The sequence below is a fragment of the Allobosea sp. 01N443 genome (genome assembly GCF_056399325.1).
On sequence record NZ_JBFTRC010000015.1, the window covers coordinates 25,872 to 46,746 of the forward strand.

20 protein-coding genes are annotated in these 20,875 nt (G+C 65.2%); 11 read left to right on the forward strand and 9 right to left on the reverse strand.

All coding sequences use genetic code 11. The features are described from left to right. Positions 1-101: 101 nt before the first annotated feature. The 3 genes from cydB to AC1DRP_RS06790 form a co-directional block, all read right to left on the reverse strand. Positions 102-1,106 (reverse strand): cytochrome d ubiquinol oxidase subunit II, encoded by a 1,005-nt coding sequence (cydB, locus tag AC1DRP_RS06780; RefSeq protein WP_441506457.1) that lies wholly within the window; start codon positions 1,104-1,106, stop codon positions 102-104. A gap of 13 nt (positions 1,107-1,119) precedes the next feature. Next, the gene (locus tag AC1DRP_RS06785) at positions 1,120-2,550 is read right to left on the reverse strand and encodes a cytochrome ubiquinol oxidase subunit I (protein WP_476768150.1); all 1,431 of its coding nucleotides are present in this window, start codon (positions 2,548-2,550) and stop codon (positions 1,120-1,122) included. Between the two features lie 150 nt (positions 2,551-2,700). Further along, a complete protein-coding gene (locus AC1DRP_RS06790; RefSeq protein ID WP_441506459.1) occupies positions 2,701-3,513 on the reverse strand; it encodes a uracil-DNA glycosylase in 813 nt (270 codons plus the stop codon). 219 nt (positions 3,514-3,732) lie between these two features. Between AC1DRP_RS06790 and AC1DRP_RS06795 the strand changes: the two genes are divergently transcribed. The 3 genes from AC1DRP_RS06795 (at position 3,733) to AC1DRP_RS06805 (ending at position 8,526) form a co-directional block, all read left to right on the forward strand. Then, complete coding sequence (locus AC1DRP_RS06795) at positions 3,733-5,412, forward strand: electron transfer flavoprotein-ubiquinone oxidoreductase (RefSeq protein WP_441506460.1); 1,680 nt, start codon at positions 3,733-3,735, stop codon at positions 5,410-5,412. 418 nt (positions 5,413-5,830) lie between these two features. Next, positions 5,831-7,609, forward strand: coding sequence for a tetratricopeptide repeat protein (locus AC1DRP_RS06800; RefSeq protein ID WP_476768151.1), 1,779 nt, complete (start codon positions 5,831-5,833; stop codon positions 7,607-7,609). 32 nt (positions 7,610-7,641) lie between these two features. Next, on the forward strand, positions 7,642-8,526 hold the full coding sequence (locus AC1DRP_RS06805) for a 4-(cytidine 5'-diphospho)-2-C-methyl-D-erythritol kinase (RefSeq protein ID WP_476768152.1): 885 nt from the start codon (positions 7,642-7,644) through the stop codon (positions 8,524-8,526). Positions 8,527-8,560: 34 nt separating this feature from the next. On the opposite strand, the gene AC1DRP_RS06810 is transcribed toward AC1DRP_RS06805, so the two are convergent. Further along, positions 8,561-9,577 (reverse strand): polyprenyl synthetase family protein, encoded by a 1,017-nt coding sequence (locus AC1DRP_RS06810; RefSeq protein WP_441506462.1) that lies wholly within the window; start codon positions 9,575-9,577, stop codon positions 8,561-8,563. A gap of 150 nt (positions 9,578-9,727) precedes the next feature. On the opposite strand from AC1DRP_RS06810, the gene AC1DRP_RS06815 reads away from it, so the two are divergent. Both AC1DRP_RS06815 and AC1DRP_RS06820 read left to right on the forward strand, forming a co-directional pair. Beyond that, positions 9,728-9,952 carry a putative signal transducing protein gene (locus AC1DRP_RS06815; RefSeq protein ID WP_069877466.1) on the forward strand — a complete coding sequence of 75 codons (225 nt, stop codon included), beginning with the start codon at positions 9,728-9,730 and terminating at the stop codon, positions 9,950-9,952. Further along, the gene (locus tag AC1DRP_RS06820) at positions 9,945-10,700 is read left to right on the forward strand and encodes a tRNA1(Val) (adenine(37)-N6)-methyltransferase (protein WP_441506463.1); all 756 of its coding nucleotides are present in this window, start codon (positions 9,945-9,947) and stop codon (positions 10,698-10,700) included. Before AC1DRP_RS06815 ends, AC1DRP_RS06820 begins: the two co-directional genes overlap by 8 nt. A 125-nt stretch (positions 10,701-10,825) precedes the next feature. On the opposite strand, the gene AC1DRP_RS06825 is transcribed toward AC1DRP_RS06820, so the two are convergent. Then, on the reverse strand, positions 10,826-11,047 hold the full coding sequence (locus tag AC1DRP_RS06825; protein WP_476768153.1) for a hypothetical protein: 222 nt from the start codon (positions 11,045-11,047) through the stop codon (positions 10,826-10,828). Positions 11,048-11,307: 260 nt separating this feature from the next. Further along, entirely contained in the window at positions 11,308-11,598 is a 291-nt protein-coding gene (locus AC1DRP_RS06830) for a hypothetical protein (RefSeq protein ID WP_441488938.1), read from the reverse strand. Between the two features lie 238 nt (positions 11,599-11,836). Between AC1DRP_RS06830 and AC1DRP_RS06835 the strand changes: the two genes are divergently transcribed. The 6 genes from AC1DRP_RS06835 (at position 11,837) to upp (ending at position 18,614) form a co-directional block, all read left to right on the forward strand. Next, the gene (locus tag AC1DRP_RS06835) at positions 11,837-12,754 is read left to right on the forward strand and encodes a glycine--tRNA ligase subunit alpha (RefSeq protein ID WP_069882152.1); all 918 of its coding nucleotides are present in this window, start codon (positions 11,837-11,839) and stop codon (positions 12,752-12,754) included. After that, positions 12,754-14,892, forward strand: coding sequence for a glycine--tRNA ligase subunit beta (gene glyS, locus AC1DRP_RS06840; protein ID WP_441506465.1), 2,139 nt, complete (start codon positions 12,754-12,756; stop codon positions 14,890-14,892). Before AC1DRP_RS06835 ends, glyS begins: the two co-directional genes overlap by 1 nt. Before the next feature lie 236 nt (positions 14,893-15,128). After that, positions 15,129-15,296: a Thivi_2564 family membrane protein gene (locus AC1DRP_RS06845; RefSeq protein WP_441488940.1), complete on the forward strand. Its 168-nt coding sequence runs from the start codon at positions 15,129-15,131 to the stop codon at positions 15,294-15,296. A 110-nt stretch (positions 15,297-15,406) separates the two neighbouring features. Next, complete coding sequence (locus AC1DRP_RS06850) at positions 15,407-16,669, forward strand: GTP cyclohydrolase II (protein ID WP_441506466.1); 1,263 nt, start codon at positions 15,407-15,409, stop codon at positions 16,667-16,669. 15 nt (positions 16,670-16,684) lie between these two features. Further along, positions 16,685-17,902, forward strand: coding sequence for a URC4/urg3 family protein (locus AC1DRP_RS06855; RefSeq protein WP_476768154.1), 1,218 nt, complete (start codon positions 16,685-16,687; stop codon positions 17,900-17,902). A gap of 70 nt (positions 17,903-17,972) precedes the next feature. Continuing rightward, on the forward strand, positions 17,973-18,614 hold the full coding sequence (gene upp / locus AC1DRP_RS06860) for a uracil phosphoribosyltransferase (protein WP_441506468.1): 642 nt from the start codon (positions 17,973-17,975) through the stop codon (positions 18,612-18,614). A 99-nt stretch (positions 18,615-18,713) separates the two neighbouring features. Here the strand turns inward: upp and AC1DRP_RS06865 are convergent, their stop codons facing one another. From AC1DRP_RS06865 to AC1DRP_RS06875, 3 genes are all read right to left on the reverse strand, one after another. After that, entirely contained in the window at positions 18,714-19,145 is a 432-nt protein-coding gene (locus AC1DRP_RS06865) for a DUF1236 domain-containing protein (protein WP_441506469.1), read from the reverse strand. Between the two features lie 121 nt (positions 19,146-19,266). Continuing rightward, the gene (locus AC1DRP_RS06870) at positions 19,267-19,794 is read right to left on the reverse strand and encodes an ureidoglycolate lyase (RefSeq protein WP_476768155.1); all 528 of its coding nucleotides are present in this window, start codon (positions 19,792-19,794) and stop codon (positions 19,267-19,269) included. 81 nt (positions 19,795-19,875) lie between these two features. Continuing rightward, positions 19,876-20,850, reverse strand: a complete 975-nt coding sequence (locus AC1DRP_RS06875; RefSeq protein ID WP_476768156.1) for a tripartite tricarboxylate transporter substrate-binding protein — start codon at positions 20,848-20,850, stop codon at positions 19,876-19,878. Between the last annotated feature and the right edge of the window lie 25 nt (positions 20,851-20,875).

The following is a 20,875-nucleotide window of genomic DNA, read 5'->3' on the forward strand; positions in this document are numbered from 1 at the left end:
CCCCGTCTAGTCCCGAGCAATCTCGTGGAGAGAGGCCCGGAACTCAAGCTATTCGTCAACCGGCTCGCGCGCGGGTGGTTCCCCAGGTTCTTCCTGTTACCTCAGTGATAGCCGCTGTCGGCCCTCACCTTGCCGCGGAAGGTCCAGTAGACGAAGGCCGTGTAGAACAGGATCATCGGCAGCAGGAAGCAGACGCCGATCAGGACGAAGATATGGGAGGACGGCGCTGCGGCCACATCCCAGATCGTCAGGCTCGGGGGCACCAGATAGGGATAGTTCGAGATCGCGAGTCCCAGGAAGCAGAGCAGGAAGATCGCGATGGTGAAGGCAAAGGGTGTGAATTCGTGCTGCCCGTGCAGCCGCTTCCAGACCATATAGCCGCAGAACGCCGTCAGGACCGGGAATGGCCAGAGCAGCAGCAGGTTGGACGGCGTGAACCAGCGTTCGGCGATGCGCGGATGTGCGTAGGGCGTCCACAGCGAGACGATCACAGCGAAAGCCATCAGACCGAGCAGGAGCCATTTCGCCTGGCGCCGTGCCCTGTCCGCGACGGCACCTTCCGTCTTGAAGACGAGCCAGGTCGCGCCGAGCAGCGCGTAGCCGACGACGACGCCGACCCCGCACATCACCGAGAACGGCGTCAGCCAGTCGAAGGGGCCGCCGGCAAACTCGCGGTTGCTCACGGTGATGCCCTGGATCAAGCCACCGAGCACGAGGCCCTGAGCGAAGGCCGCAAGGGTCGAGCCGAGCCAGAAGGCAATGTCCCATTTCCTGTGATGCGGCTTGGCGACCCAGCGGAATTCGAAGGCGACCCCGCGGAAGATCAGCGCCAGCAGCATCAGGATGATCGGTGTGTAGAAGGCCGGCATGATGATGGCGTAGGCGGTCGGAAAGGCGACCCAGAGGCCGCCGCCGCCGAGCACGAGCCAGGTTTCGTTACCGTCCCAGAAGGGCGCGACCGAGTTCATCATCTGGTCGCGTTCGCCCTCGTCCCTGGTCGTCGGGAAGAGGATCGCGATGCCGAGGTCGAAACCGTCGAGCACGACATAGAGCATCACGGCAGTACCGATCAGGACGGCCCAGATGACGGGGAGATACCATTCCATCTCAGCTCTCCCCTCAATTCGCCGGCTGGATCTTGTCGTCGCCGGGATGCCCGTCGCCGAACAGCACAGAGGCGTCATCCTGCGTCGCCTTGAGCGTCCGCTGCGAAGGCTGCTCCGGTGGGTCCGTGGCGAGGAGAGCGTCGGGGCCCTTGTCGATCAACCGGTTCATCAGCAGGATCCCGGCCGCAAAGACCACGGAATAGACGCAGACGAAGAGCGCGAGCGAGATTGCGACCTGCATCGCCGTCACCGGCGAGACGGAGTCGACCGAACGCAGCACACCCGTTGCGAGCCAGGGCTGGCGCCCGACCTCGGTCACGAACCAGCCGGCGAGGATGGCGACGAAACCGAGTGGCCAGGTGTATTGCGCCAGCCAGAGCCAACGTCGTGCTTCGAACACCTTGCCACGTGACCAGAGATAGGCACCGAGCCAGCCGAAGCCGATCATCAGGAAGCCGATGCCGACCATCAGCCGGAAGGCGAAGAAGGGAATCTTGACGGGCGGCCGGTCCTGCGGCGCGAAATCATTCAGGCCGGGAAAGAGAGCGCTCATGCTGCCATGGGTCACGAGGCTGGCGAGCCCGGGAATCGCGATTTCGTAGCGGTTGATGCCGGCCTTCTCGTCGGGCCAGGCGAAGAGAACCAGAGCGCCGGGCTTCGACGAATCCCAATGCGCTTCGATCGCTGCGAGCTTCGCCGGCTGGTATTTCGCCGTGTCCTCGCCGTGCTGGTGGCCGATGATGGCCTGGATCGGAGCCGTCAGGGCGATCATCAGGATCGCCATTCGCACCATCGTCCTGGCAGGCTCGATGCTCGTCCCGGCCAGGAGATGGCGCGCTCCCGTCGCCAGCACCACGAAGGCGGTGGTCAGATAGGCCGCCGTCATCATGTGCATGAAGCGCAAGGGGAAGGTCGGATTGAAGATGATCTGCAGCCAGTCGACCGGATAGGCGATGCCGTCGCGCATCTCGTGGCCGGTCGGATACTGCATCCAGCTATTGGCCGAGAGAATCCAGAACCCCGACAAGGCCGTTCCGGCGGCGACGATCACCGCGGACAGGAAATGCAGCCAGGGCGGAACGCGCTTCCAGCCGAACAGCATGACGCCGAGGAAGGAGGCCTCGAGGAAGAAGGCGCTCAGAACCTCGTAGCCGATCAGTGGACCGATGACGTTGCCGACCACCGTCGAGAACCGGCTCCAGTTCGTGCCGAACTGGTAGGACAGCACGATGCCCGAAACGACGCCCATCGCGAAGGAGACCGCAAAGATCTTGGTCCAGAACCGGGCGAGCAGGTGAAACTTGTCGTCGCCGGTCTTCAGCCAGAGGCCGAGCAATGTCGCGATATAGGCGGAAAGCCCGATGGTGAAGGCGGGGAAGACGATGTGGAAGGAAACCGTGAAAGCAAATTGAATACGCGAAAGCAGAAAAGCGTCGATTTCCATCGCAAGGCTCCGGCCGGCACGCCGCACGAGCGGCTTGAAACGACTCTGCCCGCACAGCATCGTCGCTGCGCGGCAATTTAGTCAAATCCGAAACTGCGCGAGGGGCCGGAATGTCGCAGAGGCAGGGCTGCGTTGTCGCAGGCGAATACTTTAGCTGGCTGCGTCGAGCGCTGTCCTGAGCGCCCGCATGTCGCGCCAGGCGAGGCGTTTCTGCAGGGGCTGGCGCAACAGATAGGCGGGGTGAAGCGTGGCGAGGGCGCGGATGCGCCTTGTGCCCATATCGTACTCGGTCCACTTGCCGCGCGAGGCGAGGATGCCGGTGAAGCCGAGCAGGCCCTGGGCAGAGGGGCCGCCGATGCAGACGAGGATATCGGGATTGGCGAGTTCGATCTGCCGCTGAATGAACGGCAGGCAGATCGCGACCTCCTGCGGCGTCGGCGTGCGGTTGCCGGGCGGACGCCAGGGCAGAAGATTGGCGATGTAGACATGTTCCTGCCGGTTGAGGCCGATAGCCGCCAGCATCCGGTCGAGCAACTGGCCGGAGCGCCCGACGAAGGGCAGGCCGAGCCTGTCTTCATCGGCGCCGGGGGCCTCGCCGACGAACATCACGCGCCCCTCCGGATTGCCGTCGGCGAAGACGAGATTCTTCGCGGTCGCCTTGAGCGCGCAGCCCTCGAAGCTGGCCAGTGCCTCCTTCAATTCGTCGAGCGTCTTGGCCTGCCCGGCCAGCAGGCGCGCGCTCTGCATGGCCTCGTCGGGCGCCGTTGCGTCGGCCGCGATGACGCGCGCGGCAGGAACGGCACGCAGAGGATTGCGGCGTGCTGCAGGCTGCGTGGCGGCAGCTTCGGCGGCCTGTGCGGATTCGGCGAAATGGTCATGCGGCGTCTCGTCGAGCATCTCGGTGACGCCCATCTCGGCGTACCAGGCAATGAGTTCGACGGGATCGTGGCCAGCAGGGATCATCCCGGCGTCTTAGCACGGTCCGGCGCGGCTTCGCGACACCTGTCGGGCGGCTGTCCCGGCTCCGCGTGCTCGCCAGAGCGGTCAAACGCGGTTGCAAATTGGAACGTGGGCTCGGATAGAGGGGTTCCAATCTGGTTTCGGTTTGGCTTGAGCCAGAGAGTGTGATCGTTCATATATAAACTATCGCTGTCGAGGCGAAAGTTGTTGGCGGAGGGCAGGATGGAACTCGAGGAAGCGCAAAGCACCCCGCGCGAGAGCATGGACTATGACGTCGTCATCGTCGGCGCAGGTCCCGCTGGTCTCGCAGCCGCCATTCGCCTGAAGCAGCTCGACGAGGCCATCTCGGTGGTCGTGGTCGAGAAGGGGGCGGAGGTCGGCGCCCATATCCTCTCGGGCGCGGTTATCGATCCGATTGGTCTCGACGCGCTGTTGCCTGACTGGCGGCAGGACGAGGCACGCCCGCTGACCACGGAAGTCAGCGAGGACATCTTCTATTTCTTGACCGAGCCGAACGGAATCCGGCTGCCGAATTTCGGCATGCCGAAGCTGATGAACAATCACGGCAATTTCGTCGGCTCGCTCGGGCTGGTGACGCGCTATCTGGCGACCCGCGCCGAGGCGCTGGGTGTCGAGATCTATCCGGGCTTCGCGGCCGCTGAGCTTCTCTTCGATGAGAAGGGCGCCGTCACTGGTGTCGCCACGGGCGACATGGGGATCGCCAAGGACGGCACGGTCTCCGAACGCTTCACCCGCGGCATGGAGCTGCGCGGGCGCTATACGCTGCTCGGCGAAGGAGCGCGCGGCTCGCTGTCCAAGATCGCGATCCAGCGCTTTGGTCTCGACAAGGATCGTGAGCCCCAGAAATACGGCATCGGCCTCAAGGAGATCTGGCAGGTCAAGCCGGAGAAGTTCCACAAGGGCCGGGTGCAGCACTCCTTCGGCTGGCCGCTCGACGGCAAGACCGGTGGCGGCTCGTTCCTCTATCATTTCGACGACAATCTCGTCACCGTCGGCTTCGTCGTGCATCTCAACTACGAGAACCCGACACTCTCGCCCTTCGACGAGTTCCAGCGCTTCAAGACGCACCCGATGATCCGGGACGTCTTCGAGGGCGGCAAGCGCCTGTCCTACGGCGCGCGCGCCATCACCGAAGGTGGCTGGCAATCCGTGCCGAAACTCAGCTTCCCGGGCGGGGCATTGGTCGGCTGCGCGGCCGGCTTCGTCAACGTGCCGCGCATCAAGGGCAGCCACAACGCGATCCTGTCCGGAATGCTGGCGGCCGAGCATCTCGTGCCGGCGCTGGCGGCGGGACGCGCGCATGACGAAGTCAGCGAGATCGAAACCAGCTGGCGCGCGTCTCCGATCGGCCGCGACCTCAAGCCGGTCCGCAACGTCAAGCCGCTCTGGTCGAAATTCGGGACGATCGGCGGTGTTGTGCTCGGCGGCATCGACATGTGGCTGAACCAGCTCTTCGGCTGGTCGCCTTTCGGCACGCTCAAGCATGGCAAGCCGGATTACGCGACGCTGAAGCCACTGAGCGAGGTGACGCCGATCACCTATCCCAAGCCGGACGGCAAGCTCTCCTTCGACAAGCTGTCGTCGGTGTTCCTGTCCTCGACCAATCACGAGGAAGACCAGCCCGCCCATCTGAAGCTGACCGACCCCGCCATTCCTGTGGCGAAGAATCTGCCGCTGTATGGCGAGCCCGCCCGGCTCTATTGCCCGGCCGGCGTCTACGAGATCGTCTACAAGGACAACGAGACGAAGAGCGATCCGCGCTTCGTCATCAACGCGCAGAACTGCGTGCACTGCAAGACATGCGACATCAAGGATCCCGCCCAGAACATCACCTGGGTGGTGCCTGAGGGCGGCGGTGGCCCGGGTTACTCGAACATGTGATGAGTCGGCGACGGTGACCGGTGCGATAAGGAGGCCGCGCCCTGCCAGGGCGGCGGCTTGTCCTGCCGAAATGGTCACTTGGCCCCGGCGAGGTGCGGTCGATGATCGCGGCGACCGAGCGAACGATCGTCTCCCTGGGATGATCCTGGGCGAATCGTCGCCACAGAGCCGAGAGATGCAGCTGCAATGGTGATGGCGTGCCGAACTGCAGCGTGACGTGATTGAATTTGTGCGCTGCACGACGTGATTGCAGTGGTTGTTGCATCCTTGCTACGGAGGCGATCTGCGCCGGCTTTGCGGCTTGCCGGGGCGCCCGGAAACGGCCATCTTGCGCGCCTATGCGAAGCGGTCACGGTCGCGCTGAATGGACCCAGCCCCTGTGCCACACGAGGCAGCGGACCGAGGGAGAATAGCAGTCGTGACGTTTCGAATGAACGGCCGAGGGGCCGGCGCGACATTGGCCTTGGCCTTGTTTGTCGCGCTTCATGCCGGGGCCGCTGCGCAGGCCACCACGCAAACCAATACGCCGACCCGCACCACCGAGCCGCTTGAGCCTGCCGAAAGCCTTGAAGGCAACTATCTGGCCGCGATCGTGGCCGGTGCCGGCCGAGACCTTGGCGCGGCCTCGGTCTTCCTGCGGGAGGCGATCAAGGGCGATCCGAAGAACAACGATCTGCTGGAGCGTGGTTTCGTCGCCTTCCTGGCCGATGGCTCCATGGATGACGCGTTCCGCGCCGCCGAGAAGCTGGTGCAGCGCGACCCGAGCAACGGGCTGGCGCAGCTCGCGATCGGCATTCGCGCCATCAAGCAGAAACAGTATCAGACGGCGCGCAATCACCTGCAGCGCGGCGGGCGCGGGCGTTCCGCCGACATCACGGCGACCTTGCTGTCCGCATGGTCCTATGCCGGCTCCGGCCAGACCAACCGCGCGCTCGAGACGCTCGAGCGGCTCAAGGGCGAGCCTTCCTACAATCTCTTCCGCGACTATCATGCCGGCCTGATCCTCGATATCGCCGGCCGCAAGGCGGATTCCGAGCGCAGGCTCAAGGCGGCCTATGAGGCCGAGAAGACGACGCTGCGTCTCGTCGATCTCTGGGCTCGCTTCCAGACCCGCTCCGGCGATTTCGAAGGAGCTGCGGCAACCTATGGCGCCTTCGACAGGCTCCTGCCGAATCACCCCATCGTGCGTGACGGATTGACCCGGGTCGCCGCCAAGGAGCCGCTTGCCCGCTCGGTCGCTACGGCGCAGCAGGGTGCAGCCGAAGTGCTCTACGGCCTCGCCAGCGCGGGGAACCGCCAGGGAGACGAGGCCGCTGCACTGCTCTATCTCAGGCTCGCCCTCTATCTCGACCCCAATCACGATCTCGCCGTCCTGACGCTCGGCGACATCCTGGAGCGGGCCAAGCAGCTCGATGATGCGGTGACGGTCTACAACCGCATGCCGCCGGGTTCGCCGCTGGCCTCCAATGCCGAGATCCAGTCCGGTCTGGCGCTGGAAGCGCTTGGCAAGTCGGACGAGGCGGTGAAGCATCTCGAAGCGCTGATCGCAGCGCGTCCTGACGATGTCGACGCGCTCTCGGCGCTCGGCAATGTCTACCGCTCACGCAAGCGCTTCGCCGAGGCTGCCGACACCTATGACAAGGCGATCGCGAAGCTCGCTTCGCCGGGCCGCTCGAACTGGGACCTTTATTACTTCCGTGGCATTGCCCGCGAGCGCATCAAGCGCTGGGCGGAGGCCGAGGAGGATCTGCGCAAGGCCCTCGAACTGATGCCGGAGGCGCTGGGGCGCGAGCGGGCGCTGGTGCTCAACTATCTCGGCTATTCCCTGGTCGATCAGCATCTCAAGCTCGATGAAGCGCTGGGCATGCTGCGCCGGGCCGTCGAACTGCGCCCGCGTGACGGCTACATCACCGATTCGCTCGGCTGGGCTTACTACCGGCTCGGCCGCTATACCGAGGCGACCCGCGAACTCGAGCGCGCGATGGAGCTGCGGCCCTCCGATCCGGTGATCAACGATCATCTCGGCGATGTCTATTGGCGCGTCGACCGCAAGCTGGAGGCGGTCTTTCAGTGGAACGCCGCCCGCGATCTCAGCCCGGAGCCCGAGGATCTGGTCAAGATCAAGCACAAGATCGAGAAGGGGCTGGAGGAGGCCCCGTCGGCCAATGCCGCCGAGCCGAAGGCGGATGGCGGCTGACCGATGCATTGTGATGCGGTGACGGACCTCGCGTGCCTGTTGCGCTGACGACCCGCGCTCGCGCCAAGGTCAATCTCGATCTGAAAATCCTCGGCCGTCGCGCCGATGGCTATCACGAGCTGAAGAGCCTCGTCGCCTTCGCCAGTGTCGGTGATTCGCTGGCGCTGGAACCGGCTTCAGGCCTCGGCCTGACGATCGGTGGTCCGCAAGGCACCAGTCTTGTCGCGGATGATGGGAATCTGGTTCTCCGTGCCGTGCAGGCGCTGGCAGACGAGCTCCCCGGACTGCGAACCGGACATTTCCACCTCGTCAAGCGTCTGCCGGTCGCCTCCGGCATTGGCGGAGGCTCGGCTGACGCGGCAGCAACCTTGCGTCTGCTGGCAAGGCTGAACGGGCTCTCGCCTGCCTCGCCTCAGCTGCAGCGCGCTGCCATCAGGGTTGGCGCCGATGTCCTGGTCTGCCTCGAGTCGCGCGCTCGCATCATGGCCGGGATTGGCGAGCGCCTCGGCCCCGCACTGTGCCTGCCGCCGCTCTTCGCCATTCTGGTCAACCCGAATGTCGCCGTCGGCACCGCAGACGTTTTCCGTACGCTCGGACTTGCGCAGGGGCAATCTTGCCCGGCCGCAGTGGAATCGGGCATCGGTGCGGCGGAGCGCTTCGCTGCTGCCCCGGACCTGCTTGCGGCGCTGCATCGGACCGGCAACGATCTCGAAGCCCCGGCGGCTCAGGTCGCGCCGATCATCACCGACGTCCTGCAGCGGCTGTCCCGGCTGCCGGGTTACCGGMTCGGCAGAATGTCAGGCTCGGGCGCGACCTGCTTTGCCCTGTTCGACGATTGCCGGCAGAGCGCTGCCGMTGCGAAGCTGCTGGCGGATGAGCGGCCGGATTGGTGGATCAAGCCGACCCTGCTGAGATGAGGTCCGCGGGCTGCTCAGTGCGCCCGCGYCACGCTCAGTACGCCCGCGCCACGCAGAAATCGACCGTCTCGTTCAGCGCCTGCTTCATCGGCGATGAGGGGAAGAGGCCGAGCGCATCCTTCGCCATCTTGGCGTAGTGCTGGGCCCGCTCGATCGTATCGTCGAGGGAACGGTGACGGCGCATGATCGCCTGCGCCTCCTCGAGATCGCCGTCCTTGATCTCGCCATCCTGCAGCGTGCGGCGCCAGAAGGCGCGTTCGGTCTCGTCGCCGCGCCGGAAGGAGAGCACGACCGGCAGGGTGATCTTGCCCTCGCGGAAATCGTCGCCGGTGTTCTTGCCGAGCTTGTTCGCGACGCCGCCATAATCAAGCGCGTCGTCGATGAGCTGGAAGGCGATGCCGAGATTGAGCCCATAGCTGCGGCAGGCGGCAGCATCGGCCTTGGGTGATTCGGCGATCACCGGCCCGACTTCGCAGGCCGCCGCGAACAGCTCCGCGGTCTTGCCGCGGATGACGGCGAGGTACTCGTCCTCGGTCGTGGCTGTGTTCTTGGCCGCGGCGAGTTGCATCACCTCACCTTCGGCGATGACGGCGGCTGCGGTGGAGAGAATATCGAGCGCGCGGAGCGAGCCGACCTCGACCATCATCTTGAAAGCCTGTCCGAGCAGGAAGTCACCGACGAGCACGCTCGCTTCATTGCCCCAGACCATCCGGGCCGCGAGCTTGCCACGGCGCATGTCGCTCTCGTCGACGACGTCGTCATGAAGCAGCGTGGCGGTGTGCATGAACTCGACGCTGGCCGCGAGCTTGACATGACCCTCGCCCCGATAGCCGCAGAGCGCGGCCGTGGCGAGCGTCAGCATCGGCCGCAGGCGCTTGCCGCCCGACGAGATCAGGTGGTTGGCGACCTCGGGGATCATGGTGACGTCCGAGCCGGTGCGCGACAGGATCATCGCATTGACGCGCTCCATGTCGGTGCGTGTCAGGCCCACGAGACCCTCGATGCTGGCCTGTCCCTGTTCCTTGTCCTCGAAGGGTACGACGACGCCCACGCTGCTCACTCCGGCCGATTTCAGCTTTGTTGCATTGCCACAACCGTTGCATGGGTGGCCAGCCCCCGCAATCGCACTTTGACGCCGCACCCGCGAGTCCAGGGCCGAAAATGGCTTGCGCGCAGACCCTGCCTTCGTCTCCATGACACAATGCACGAACTCGTCCGTACCAATGACCTTGTCCTGCTTGGCGCCATCGAGGCGCTGCTCGCATCCGCCAATCTCGATTGTCTGATCGCCGACCAGCACATGAGCGCGCTTGAGGGCATGACCGGAGCCTTCCAGAGGCGCCTGCTCGTGCGCGAGGTGGATCGCCGAAGGGCCCGCGCGCTTTTGATCGAGGCGGGGTTCGGCGCCGAGCTGCGCGATGAGTGATTCGGAGACGGATCTCGGCGAGATCGTCGAGGATCGATTGCTCGATGGCCGTCTGATTCTTCGTCAGCCGAAGAAGGGGCATCGTGCCGGCACGGACGCGATTCTGCTCGCTGCGGCGTTGTCGGAAGACGAGACAGGCCCGCTGGCCGATTTCGGCGCTGGCGTCGGGACGGTCGGTCTGGCCGCGGCGATGCTTCGGCCGGAGCTGACGGTCACGTTGATCGAGCGGCATCCCCGCCTTGCGGCGCTGGCCGAGCAGAACATCGTCCTGAACGGCTTCGGCGATCGGGTCAGGCTCGTTGCGGCCGATGTCGGGGCCGGTGCCGAAGCCAGCCTTGTGCCAGCAGGTTTCGCCTGCGTGGCAATGAACCCGCCCTTCTTTGTAGACGATACGGTGAAGGCGTCGCCAGTGAGCAACCGGCGAACGGCGCATGTCGCCGATCAGCCGTTCGAAATCTGGTTGAAGGCAGCGCGCCGGCTGCTCAAGCCGCGCGGACGCGTCGCGATCATTCATCGGGCCGAGGCGCTGGGGGCTATTCTGAATGGGCTGGAAACCGGCTTTGGTGGCGTGGCCATCCGCCCCGTGCACGCCTCGGCCGACCGGCCGGCGATTCGCATCATCGTCACGGCGACGCTGAACAGCAGAAAGCCGGCAGCGCTGCTGCCGGCCTTTGTCTTGAACGGGCCTGATGGCCGCTTCACCGAACTCAGCGAAGCGGTTCACCGTGGCCGGGCACTGCTCGGCTAAAGCATCGGCCCGAAAAGTGGATTGCGGTTTTCGGGAAAGCCGATGCGAACACAGAAGGTTAGATCACCGGCCCGAAAAGTGGATCACCGCTCTCGGGAAAGCCGATGCAATCACGGACGGTGAGATCAGCGGCAGATCCGCTGCTGCTGCACGACCCAGCGCGAGCCATCCCAATAACGGAACGGGCGGAAAAAGCAGCGCGGGCGGTAATACGGACCGCCATAGCCGTAATAGGGCTGCGGACCGCCATAATAGGGCCGACCGTAATAGGGGCGCGGGCCCCAACCCGGGCCATAGCCGTACTGGACCTGCTCGTAGCCATGATCCGCCTGCGCGGCTGCACTCAAGCCGAGGGTGACGACCTAGGCCGAGGCCGGGGCGCTGGCGATGACGCCGCCGCCGAGGCTKACCGCTGCCGCGACACCGAGAAAAGCTTTGCGAAGCATGGCGTGGATTCTCTCCCCTGCCTGGCGCCCGCGGCCCTTGCCGCGCGGTCGAACACCAATTCGGTGAAGATGCTAACGCTCAAAAACTGAACGGCGCGACACCGCGCCGTTCAGCTATCCTTCATCGGACCGCCACATGGCAGCCACAATTCACGCCGCGATCAGCGGCAGACGCGCACCGAACGCATCACCCAGCGATAGCCGTTCCAGACGCGGCGGTTACTGTAGAAGCAGCGCGGACGATAGACCGGGCGGCCGTAATACGGGCGGCGCGGGCCATAATAGGGACGCGGGCCATAGTACTGCGCCTGCTGGACCAGATCAGTCGGAGCCTGCGTCGTCTGCATCGTGCCGGTGCTGACCGGTGCGGCCGTTGCGGGGGCGACGGTGAAGGCCGCGAACATGAGGGTGAGCGCTCCGAAGAGAGCGGCAATGAAACGTGATGACAGCATTAAGCTACTCCTGCTGGCTGACGCCGCCGGCCCGTCTCGAGCGCTCGCCCCGAACGCCGCGGACTGTACGGTTGCTGCGGAGATTATCCCGCCGATCATGAACGAATGCTGTCCGCGTCGGTTCCATGGTCATGCGCGGAATGCTTGACCGCGCGCCGTGGCTGCCCCTAAGCACGCCGCTATTCTTAGATTGTCTGGAAGGCTCAAGCTCTTGGCCGGTGCTCCCGTCTCCGATCCGATGAACCCGACCCGCTCGTTCCAGGGCCTGCTGCTGACCTTGCAGCGCTTCTGGGCGGAGCGCGGTTGCGTCGTCCTGCAGCCCTACGACATGGAAGTCGGCGCCGGTACGTTCCACCCGGCGACGACGCTGCGCGCGCTCGGTCCCAAGCCCTGGAAGGCTGCCTATGTCCAGCCTTCGCGTCGGCCGAAGGACGGCCGCTATGGCGAGAACCCCAACCGCCTGCAGCATTATTACCAGTTCCAGGTCATTCTGAAGCCATCGCCGCCGGATCTGCAGCAGCTCTATCTCGACTCGCTCCAGGCCATTGGCGTCGACATGGGGCTCCACGATATCCGCTTCGTCGAGGACGATTGGGAGAGCCCGACACTGGGCGCCTGGGGGCTCGGCTGGGAGTGCTGGTGCGACGGCATGGAGGTGAGTCAGTTCACCTATTTCCAGCAGGTCGCCGGCGTCGAATGCGCGCCTGTCGCGGGAGAGCTGACCTATGGGCTCGAACGTCTCGCCTGCTATCTGCAGGGCGTCGACCGCATCATGGATCTGAATTTCAACGGGCTCGAGGGTGAGGATCGCGTCAGCTACGGCGATGTCTTCCTCCAGGCCGAGCAGGAATTCTCGCGCTATAATTTCGAACATGCCGACACGGCGATGCTGTTCCGCCACTTCAACGATGCCGAGGCCGAGTGCCGGGCGCTGCTCGCCGCGGGCGAAGCCGGGGAGGGAGCCAATGATCCGCGCCACTCGCTGGCGCTGCCGGCCTATGACCAGTGCATCAAGGCCAGCCACATGTTCAACCTGCTCGATGCGCGCGGGGTGATCTCGGTCACCGAGCGCCAGAGCTACATCCTGCGCGTGCGTGAACTGTCCAAGGCCTGCGGTGCGGCCTGGCTGAAGACCGCCGGCGGGGGAGCGAACTGATGCCCGATCTCCTGCTCGAACTCTTCTCGGAAGAGATTCCCGCCCGCATGCAGCGCAAGGCGGCGGAAGACCTCAAGAAACTCGTCACCGATGCGTTGGTCGAACGCGGCCTCGTCTATGAGGGCGCCAGGGCCTTTGCGACGCCGCGCCGCCTCGCCTTGCACATCGCTGAACTACCGGTGCGCGGCCGCGATATCCGCGAGGAGCGCAAGGGGCCGCGCGTGGGCGCGCCCGACGCCGCCGTCCAAGGGTTCCTGAAGGCGGCAGGGCTTGCCTCGCTCGACCAGGCGACCATCGTCAGCGACCCCAAGAAGGGCGATTCCTACGTCGCCATCATCGAGAAGCCGGGGCAGGAGACGGTCGCGGCCATCGCCGAGATCGTCCCGCACGTGATTCGCAACTTCCCTTGGCCGAAATCGATGCGCTGGGGCAAAGCCTCCGCCGCTGGCGCCAGCCTGCGCTGGGTGCGCCCGCTCCACTCGATCCTCTGCACCTTCGGGCCGGAGACCGAGGAGCCCGAGGTGGTCCGGTTCGAGGTCGACGGCATTGCCTCTGGCAACACGACCTATGGCCACCGCTTCCATGCGCCCCAGGCCATAACGGTCAGGCGTTTCGACGATTATGTCGCGCATCTGGAGAAGGCGAAGGTCGTGCTCGATGCCGACCGGCGCAAGGAAATCATCCTCACCGACGCCCGGAACCTCGCCTTCGCGCAGGGGCTGGACCTCGTCGAGGATGAAGGCCTGCTCGAGGAGGTCGCCGGCCTCGTCGAATGGCCGGTCGTGCTGATGGGCGCCTTCGAGGAGCGCTTCCTCGAGATTCCGGGCGAGGCGATCCGCGCCACGATCCGCGCCAACCAGAAATGCTTCGTGCTGCGTGACCCGGTGACGGGGGCGCTCGCCAACAAGTTCATCCTGGTCTCGAACCTGAACGCCAGCGATGGCGGCAGCGCAATCGTCGCCGGCAACGGCCGCGTCGTGCGTGCGCGCCTCTCGGACGCGGCCTATTTCTTTGCGACGGACAAGGGCTCGCTGCCCGATCTCGACACGTTCAGGGAGAGTGCCGGGACACTTGGCCTCGACCTCGCCAAGCCGCTCGACCAGCGCATGGCCAAGCTCGACAAGCTCGGCGTCGTCTTCCACGCCAAGCTTGGGACGCAGGGCGCGCGCGTGCAGCGCATCGCGGCGCTGGCTCGCGAGCTGGCGCCGCTCGTCGGTGCCGATCCCGCTCTCGCCGAACGCGCGGCGAAACTCGCCAAGGCCGATCTGCCGACCGAGATGGTCGGCGAGTTCCCGGAATTGCAGGGGCTGATGGGCCGGAAATATGCCGAGCTGCAGGGCGAGAACGCTTCTGTCGCGGCAGCGATCGAAGAGCACTACAAGCCCCTCGGCCCGTCCGATCGTGTGCCGACGGACCCGGTCTCCGTTGCCGTCGCCCTGGCCGACAAGCTCGATACGCTGGTCGGCTTCTGGGCCATCGACGAGAAGCCGACCGGGAGCAAGGATCCCTACGCGCTGCGCCGTGCGGCGCTGGGTGTGATCAGGCTGGTTGTCGAGAATGGGGTACGGCTCTCGCTCGCCGGTGTCGCCCCAGATCCAGACCTCGTCTCGTTCTTCCACGACCGCCTGAAGGTCGTGCTCCGCGATGCCGGGGCGCGGCATGACCTGGTCGATGCCGTGCTGGGCGAAGGCGCATCGAACAGCGACGATCTCCTGCTCATCACCCGCCGCGTCGACGCGCTCAGCCGCTTCCTCGACACCGAGGACGGCGTGAACCTGCTCAGCGGTTATCGCCGTGCGGCGAATATCCTCAAGGCCGAGGAGAAGAAGGACGGCGAGGGCGCTTTTGCCGCTGCCGCCGATCTCCAGCTCATCGCCGATGCCGGCCTGATCGAGGAGAAGGGGCTCGCCGTTGCACTGGCCCAGGCGACGCCGAAGGCCGAGGCTGCCGTCGCCAAGGAGGATTTCGAAGGTGCGATGGCTGCGCTGGCCGAGCTCAGGCCCTCGGTCGATGCCTTCTTCGACAAGGTCACGGTCAACGATCCCGATCCGGCCCTGCGCGCCAACCGTCTCAAGCTGCTCAACCAGCTGCGCGAGGCGACGCGCGCCGTGGCGGATTTCTCGCGGATCGCAGGCTAGCGCGCCCCACGGCTCGCCATTCCGGCGAGCATCCGCGCCTCGCGACAGGCATGGTCGGGTCAGTCCCGATTATGCCGAAAATGGCGGTGAAAGCTCGGGATAAGCGGGCGCTCGGCCCCTGAAACGGAACCAATTCCCATCCTGCGACGTTCTGTCCTGCAGAGAAACCGTGCCGCGAACGCCTCGCGCACGGCCTCCGGGGGGCCGGCAAGCGGCCGCGATAAAGGATGTGGGCTATGGGTCTGAGTATTCTGATTTCGCTTCTGATCACGATTCTGGTGATCGGTCTGGTGCTTTATCTCGTGCGCATGCTGCCGCTCGATGCCCAGATCAAGAACATCGTCCAGATCATCGTCATCATCATCGGCATCATCTCGCTGCTGCGCTATCTCGCGGTTTTCTGAGCGCCAGCGCGGGTCGATTGACGTGCGCTGAGCACTGATCCACTCTCCTATCGGTCAAAAGGGCCCGGACGACTCCGTCATGGGCCCTTTTCCGATTCGAGAGCGTCGCGATGAATTCGCAGAACCGGACCACCCATATCCGCCTGACGTCGCATCCCGAGCCTGGCAGTGCGGCGACGCGCTTCCCGATCCGATGGGGTGCGGAAACCGCCGTCGAGCGCGGCCCGGTCATTGCCTCGACCACCAACCCGGCTGACCGCAACGTCATAGGAGCCCATGGCGGCTCCTACTCGGTCTATCGTGCGCTTGCGATCTCGGCGCGCGCCATGAATCCGTCGCAGCGCCCGGACCTGACGAACACGCAGCCGACCACCGACATTCTGCCGCGGCCGCAATGGGCTGAACCCGGCAAGATCGTCTCGCTGGACCCTTACGGCCATCGGGTCGCACAGGATTTCGGGCGACTGATTGCCGAGGGCGTCGATATCCGGCCCACCATCGCCATCACCAAGGCGCGGCTGAACCTGCCGGAGATTCTCGCTGCGATGGCTGGCCACAGGCTCGCCGCCGATGAGGGTATCCTGCACAAGTCCGGCGATATCAGCGTCACCAAGATCGCCATCGACCCGGTCTGGCACCTGCCGGGCATTGCCGAGCGCTTCGGTACGTCGGAGCAGGAATTGCGCCGCACGCTGTTCGAGCAGACCGGCGGCATGTACCCCGAACTCGTCACCCGGCCCGATCTGCACGTCTTCCTGCCGCCGATCGGCTCGATCACCTGCTATGTCATCGGCGATATCTCAGCGATCATCGATCCGAAGCGCAGGGTTGCCTGCCGTGTCCATGACGAATGCAACGGCTCGGATGTCTTCGGCTCCGATATCTGCACCTGCCGGCCCTATCTCGTGCATGGCATCGAGGAGGCGGTGAAGGAGGCGCAAGGCGGCGGCGTCGGCCTCATCGTCTACAACCGCAAGGAGGGCAGGGCGCTTGGCGAGGTCACCAAGTTCCTCGTCTACAATGCCCGCAAGCGCCAGGAGGGTGGCGATTCCGCTGCGACCTATTTCGAGCGCACCGAATGCGTTGCCGGCGTGCAGGATGCCCGCTTCCAGCAATTGATGCCGGATGTGCTGCATTGGCTCGGTGTCACGCGCATCGACCGGTTGATGTCGATGTCGAACATGAAATACGACGCCATGGTGCAGTCGGGCATCGAGATCGGCGAGCGCGTTGCCATTCCGCCGGAGCTGATCCCGCCCGATGCCTCGGTCGAGATCGAGGCCAAGAAGGCAGCCGGCTACTACTCGCCGGAGGGCACGCCTGGCGACAACACGCTGAAGGCGACCGTCGGTCGCGACCTCGACAAGTTCTGAGAGCACCAGCCAGCCATGTCCGACCGTGACCCCGAGGCCGTCCGCCGGCTCCTGAAGCCCGCCGCAATCCGTGAGCGGGCGCAGGAAATGCTCCAGCTCGGCCTTGAGGGCCGCCTGCTGCATTTCTCCGTGCATCCCGAGCGGCTGGCGGCCTGCGCGGACTATGTCCTCGAGACGATCCGGGCAAATTATCCGACGCTGGACATCCCCTTCCACGCGCGCTGGCGCCATTTCGTGGTCGGAGGCATGGATCGCTGGAGCATGCTTGAGCGCGGGGCGCATTTCCCAGATGCCGGAGCGCGCGGCCGCGCGGCCTACGATCTCGCGGTCGTCAGCGTTCTGCTCGATGCCGGTGCGGGGCCCACCTGGAGTTATCACGACAGGGTGACGGGCAAGCCGATCAGCCGATCGGAAGGGCTGGCGCTCGCCTCGCTCGACATGTTCGCTGCGGGGCTGTTCTCGAGCGACGCGGCGGACTCGCTACGGGCCGATTCCGAGGCCCTGAAGCGGCTCGACACCGAGGCACTCGCCGCCGGTTTCCAGGCCGGACCGGCCAATCCCCTGCTTGCGCTCGAAGGGCGGGCCGCATTGCTGAACCGACTCGGCGAGGAACTCGAACGCCAGGGCCTGACACGGCCGGGCGACCTCTTCGATCRCTTCATCGAGACGGCGTCGGGCGGCTCGATCCGCGCCGCCCACATCCTGGCCGAGGTTCTTGGCACCTTCGGCGGCATCTGGCCGTCACGACTGACGATCGCAGGAATTGCCCTGGGCGATACCTGGCGTCATCCGCTGATCGCTCCGGATCTCTCCACGGCCGGACTCGTGCCGTTCCACAAGCTCTCGCAATGGCTCTCCTATTCGCTGATCGAACCGCTGCAATGGGCCGGCATCACCGTCGTCGATATCGATGATCTCACCGGCCTGCCCGAGTATCGCAATGGCGGGCTGTTCCTCGACGTGGGCGTGATCACGCTCAAGCATGCGGATGATGCGGCGCGCAGTCACGACGTCGCGTCGCCGCTCGTGGTCGAATGGCGGGCGCTCACGGTGGCCCTTCTCGATGAGTTGGGTGTGCTCATTCGGGAGCGGCTTGATCGCTCGCGGGACGAACTCCCGCTCGCCAAGATCCTCGAGGGTGGGACCTGGGCTGCCGGACGGCGCATCGCACGAGAAAAACGCGGGGATGGCGGGCCGCCCTTGACCATCGTCAGCGATGKCACGGTATTCTGAGACCGTGCTGCCGTGAGCAGCAGCCTTCGCCTGGGGCGAGGGCTCATGAGAACGATGAGGGGTAGAGCGTATGACCAGGCATTCCGACGGCGTCACCGTGGTCGACCATCCGCTGGTCCAGCACAAGCTGACGCTGATGCGGGAGAAGGATCGCTCGACCAAGAGCTTCCGGCAGCTCCTGAACGAGATCGGCATGCTGCTCTGCTACGAGGTCACGCGCGACCTGCCGACCGAGTTGATCGAGATAGAGACGCCGCTGACCAAGAGCATGCAGCCGATCATCGCCGGCAAGAAGCTGGTCTTCGCGCCGATCCTGCGCGCCGGCGTCGGCTTCCTCGATGGCATGCTGGAACTCGTCCCGGCTGCCCGCGTCGCTCATATCGGGCTCTATCGCGATCCTGATACGCTCCAGGCGGTCGAGTATTATTTCAAGGCCCCGTCCGACATTGCCGACCGCATGATCGTGGTCATGGACCCGATGCTGGCCACGGCAAACTCGGCCGTGGCGGCGATGGATCGGCTGAAGGAGCGCGGTGCCAAGGACCTTCGCTTCGTTTGCCTGCTGGCATCGCCGGAAGGGGTCGCACGCCTGCGCGGTGCTCACCCGGATGTGCGCATCTGGACGGCTGCGATCGACGAGCGCCTAAACGAGCACGGCTATATCGTGCCGGGCCTCGGCGATGCCGGCGACCGCATGTTCGGCACGCGCTGACGCATGGATTGAGGCCCGCCCCATTGCTGGAGCGGGCCCGATCTGRAGAGCGGCCGGGTCTCGATATAAGGTCGCCCTTCGGATCGTTTCGATCACCGGTTATTCGATCACCTGGACGATGCGGCGAGTCTGCGGCTCGACCAGGACGGCACGGTTGTTGATGACCGTATAGCGATAGTTCTGAGCGCCGTATTCCGTCGGCACCTGGCGGTAGACCACGCCCCGCTCCGGCAGGACCGTGCCGACGGCAACGGGTTCGGCATAGGTGTAGGACGGGACCTGCTGCTCGACGACATACTGGCGGAAGCGCGGTGTCGTCGCGTCGCCGATGATCGCACCGACCACCGCGCCGCCGACGCCGCCGACAACGGCACCGACCGGACCGCCGACAACCGCGCCACCGACGGCGCCGCTCACGGCCCCGCTGGTTGCACCGCCGACCGCGCCGCCCTTCGGCGCTGTATCCGTCTGGGCAAAGGCCATCGCAGGAGTTGCAGCGATAGCAGCAGCAATAAGGAGCTTCTTGATCATTTTCATTCTCCTTCGAATTCGGGAAACTGGGAGGAGAACGATGTACTGCAGATTAGGTTCCGGAATTTCGAGGTAACGAGATGTGACTGACCGCGAAAGAACTCGCGATCAGTTCGCGATATCAACGACTAACGTCGATCACGACGTGGATTTCTCGCTTGCGAAGGTCGACGACTTCGGTCCTTCGCGGGGGGCTGTTCGGGGTGTCGAAGAGCTCGCTTACGGTCGCCTCTTCCGAGAGGAAGAGAAAATCGGCATGCGTGCCTGACTCGGGATAGGCGTCGATCGAATGCCAGGTGCTGCGATGCAGCAGGATGCCGGTTCGCTCGAGGCGGAAGGCACGCAGGTTGGCACCCGTCGGGAAATCTGCCTCGCGCGGTGCGACCACGAGGACGGAGGATGGTCCTCCCAGCGGCATCCGGGTTTCTGTGACATGAAGATGCCGTTCCATGACCCGCACGACGAAGGGGCGGGCGTGATAGCGCACGATCTGGAGCCTGGCCTGGCTCTCGGCGCTGAACGGCTTGATCCAGATGTCATAGCCCTCGCGCCCGGCATCGCGGGGCCCTTCCGGCGCAAGCAGCCGGCCATAGGGCGCGAAGGTCTCGGCGGTGAGAGGCTCGATGGTGAGGCTGATCGTCTCGGTCATGGCGCGATGCTATCGGTTCGGGGCCAAAAGAAAACGGCGGGCCGCTGGGCCCGCCGCCATGGAAGCCGATAGGGAGGGCGCTTACTTCGGCGCCGCCGCCAGGGTCGGGCTGAGCTTGTCGGCGTCACGCTTGATCAACGCGCCGAAGCCGGCGGGCGTGCGCTCCTCGGCGCTCGGCATCACGGTGCCGAGATCGAGCAGGCGCTTCTTGACGCCTTCGTCCTTCAGGGCCTTGTCGAGCGCATCGACGAGCCGGTCGACGACCTCCTTCGGCGTGCCCTTCGGCGCGGCGATGCCGTTCCAGGCCTCGATCTGATACTCGGGCAGCCCGGCTTCCTTGGTGGTCGGCACGTTCGGCAGGGCGGGCGAGCGCTCGGTCGAGGCAATCGCATAAGCCTTGATCGTATCGGCCTTGACCTGCTCGGCGACGCTGACGATCTGGTCGCACATGAAATCGATCTGGCCGGAGACGAGATCGTTGAGAGCTGGGCCCGTGCCGMGATAGGCGACGGCGTTCAGCTTCGGCACGCCAAGCTGACCCTTCAGCAACGTGCAGGTCGTCCATGAGACCGATCCGACGCCGGCATGGGCCTCGTTCACCTTGTCGGTGTTCGTCTTCACATAGGCGACGAACTCTTTCAGGTCCTTCGGCTCGAAATTCTTGCGGGCGACGATCAGGATCGGCGTGCCGCCGGCGAGGCCGATCGGCTGCATGCCGTTGATCGGGTCGTATTTCAGGCCGGGATAGGTCGCAGGCGCAGCCGAGAAGGTGCCGAGATGGCCCATCGCAATGGTGTAGCCGTCGGGCGTTGCGGTCAGGGCGCGGGTGATACCGGTCGTGCCGCCGGCGCCCGCCACGTTCTCGATCACGACCTGCTGGCCGAGTGTCTTCGACATGTTCTCGCCGACGATGCGGGCGATGATGTCGGTCGGGCCGCCGGCAGCGAAGGGCACGATCATGGTGATCGGCTTCTCCGGATATTTCGACTGTGCCTGCGCGCTGCCGGTGAGGGCGAGCGCAACTGTCGTAGCCAAACCAAGTACGAGTTTCTTCATGTGGATCCTCCCAGAGATCGGTGAC

Coding starts and splice junctions, on each gene's coding strand:
- AC1DRP_RS06830 (WP_441488938.1), bottom strand. CDS start 11,598: ATGCTGTCATCACGTTTCATTGCCGCTCTCTTCGGAGCGCTCACCCTC.
- AC1DRP_RS06795 (WP_441506460.1), top strand. CDS start 3,733: ATGGAACTCGAGGAAGCGCAAAGCACCCCGCGCGAGAGCATGGACTAT.
- AC1DRP_RS06815 (WP_069877466.1), top strand. CDS start 9,728: ATGCACGAACTCGTCCGTACCAATGACCTTGTCCTGCTTGGCGCCATC.
- AC1DRP_RS06820 (WP_441506463.1), top strand. CDS start 9,945: ATGAGTGATTCGGAGACGGATCTCGGCGAGATCGTCGAGGATCGATTG.
- AC1DRP_RS06870 (WP_476768155.1), bottom strand. CDS start 19,794: ATGACCGAGACGATCAGCCTCACCATCGAGCCTCTCACCGCCGAGACC.
- AC1DRP_RS06850 (WP_441506466.1), top strand. CDS start 15,407: ATGAATTCGCAGAACCGGACCACCCATATCCGCCTGACGTCGCATCCC.
- AC1DRP_RS06835 (WP_069882152.1), top strand. CDS start 11,837: ATGAACCCGACCCGCTCGTTCCAGGGCCTGCTGCTGACCTTGCAGCGC.
- AC1DRP_RS06785 (WP_476768150.1), bottom strand. CDS start 2,550: ATGGAAATCGACGCTTTTCTGCTTTCGCGTATTCAATTTGCTTTCACG.
- AC1DRP_RS06790 (WP_441506459.1), bottom strand. CDS start 3,513: ATGATCCCTGCTGGCCACGATCCCGTCGAACTCATTGCCTGGTACGCC.
- AC1DRP_RS06865 (WP_441506469.1), bottom strand. CDS start 19,145: ATGATCAAGAAGCTCCTTATTGCTGCTGCTATCGCTGCAACTCCTGCG.
- glyS (WP_441506465.1), top strand. CDS start 12,754: ATGCCCGATCTCCTGCTCGAACTCTTCTCGGAAGAGATTCCCGCCCGC.
- cydB (WP_441506457.1), bottom strand. CDS start 1,106: ATGGAATGGTATCTCCCCGTCATCTGGGCCGTCCTGATCGGTACTGCC.
- upp (WP_441506468.1), top strand. CDS start 17,973: ATGACCAGGCATTCCGACGGCGTCACCGTGGTCGACCATCCGCTGGTC.
- AC1DRP_RS06845 (WP_441488940.1), top strand. CDS start 15,129: ATGGGTCTGAGTATTCTGATTTCGCTTCTGATCACGATTCTGGTGATC.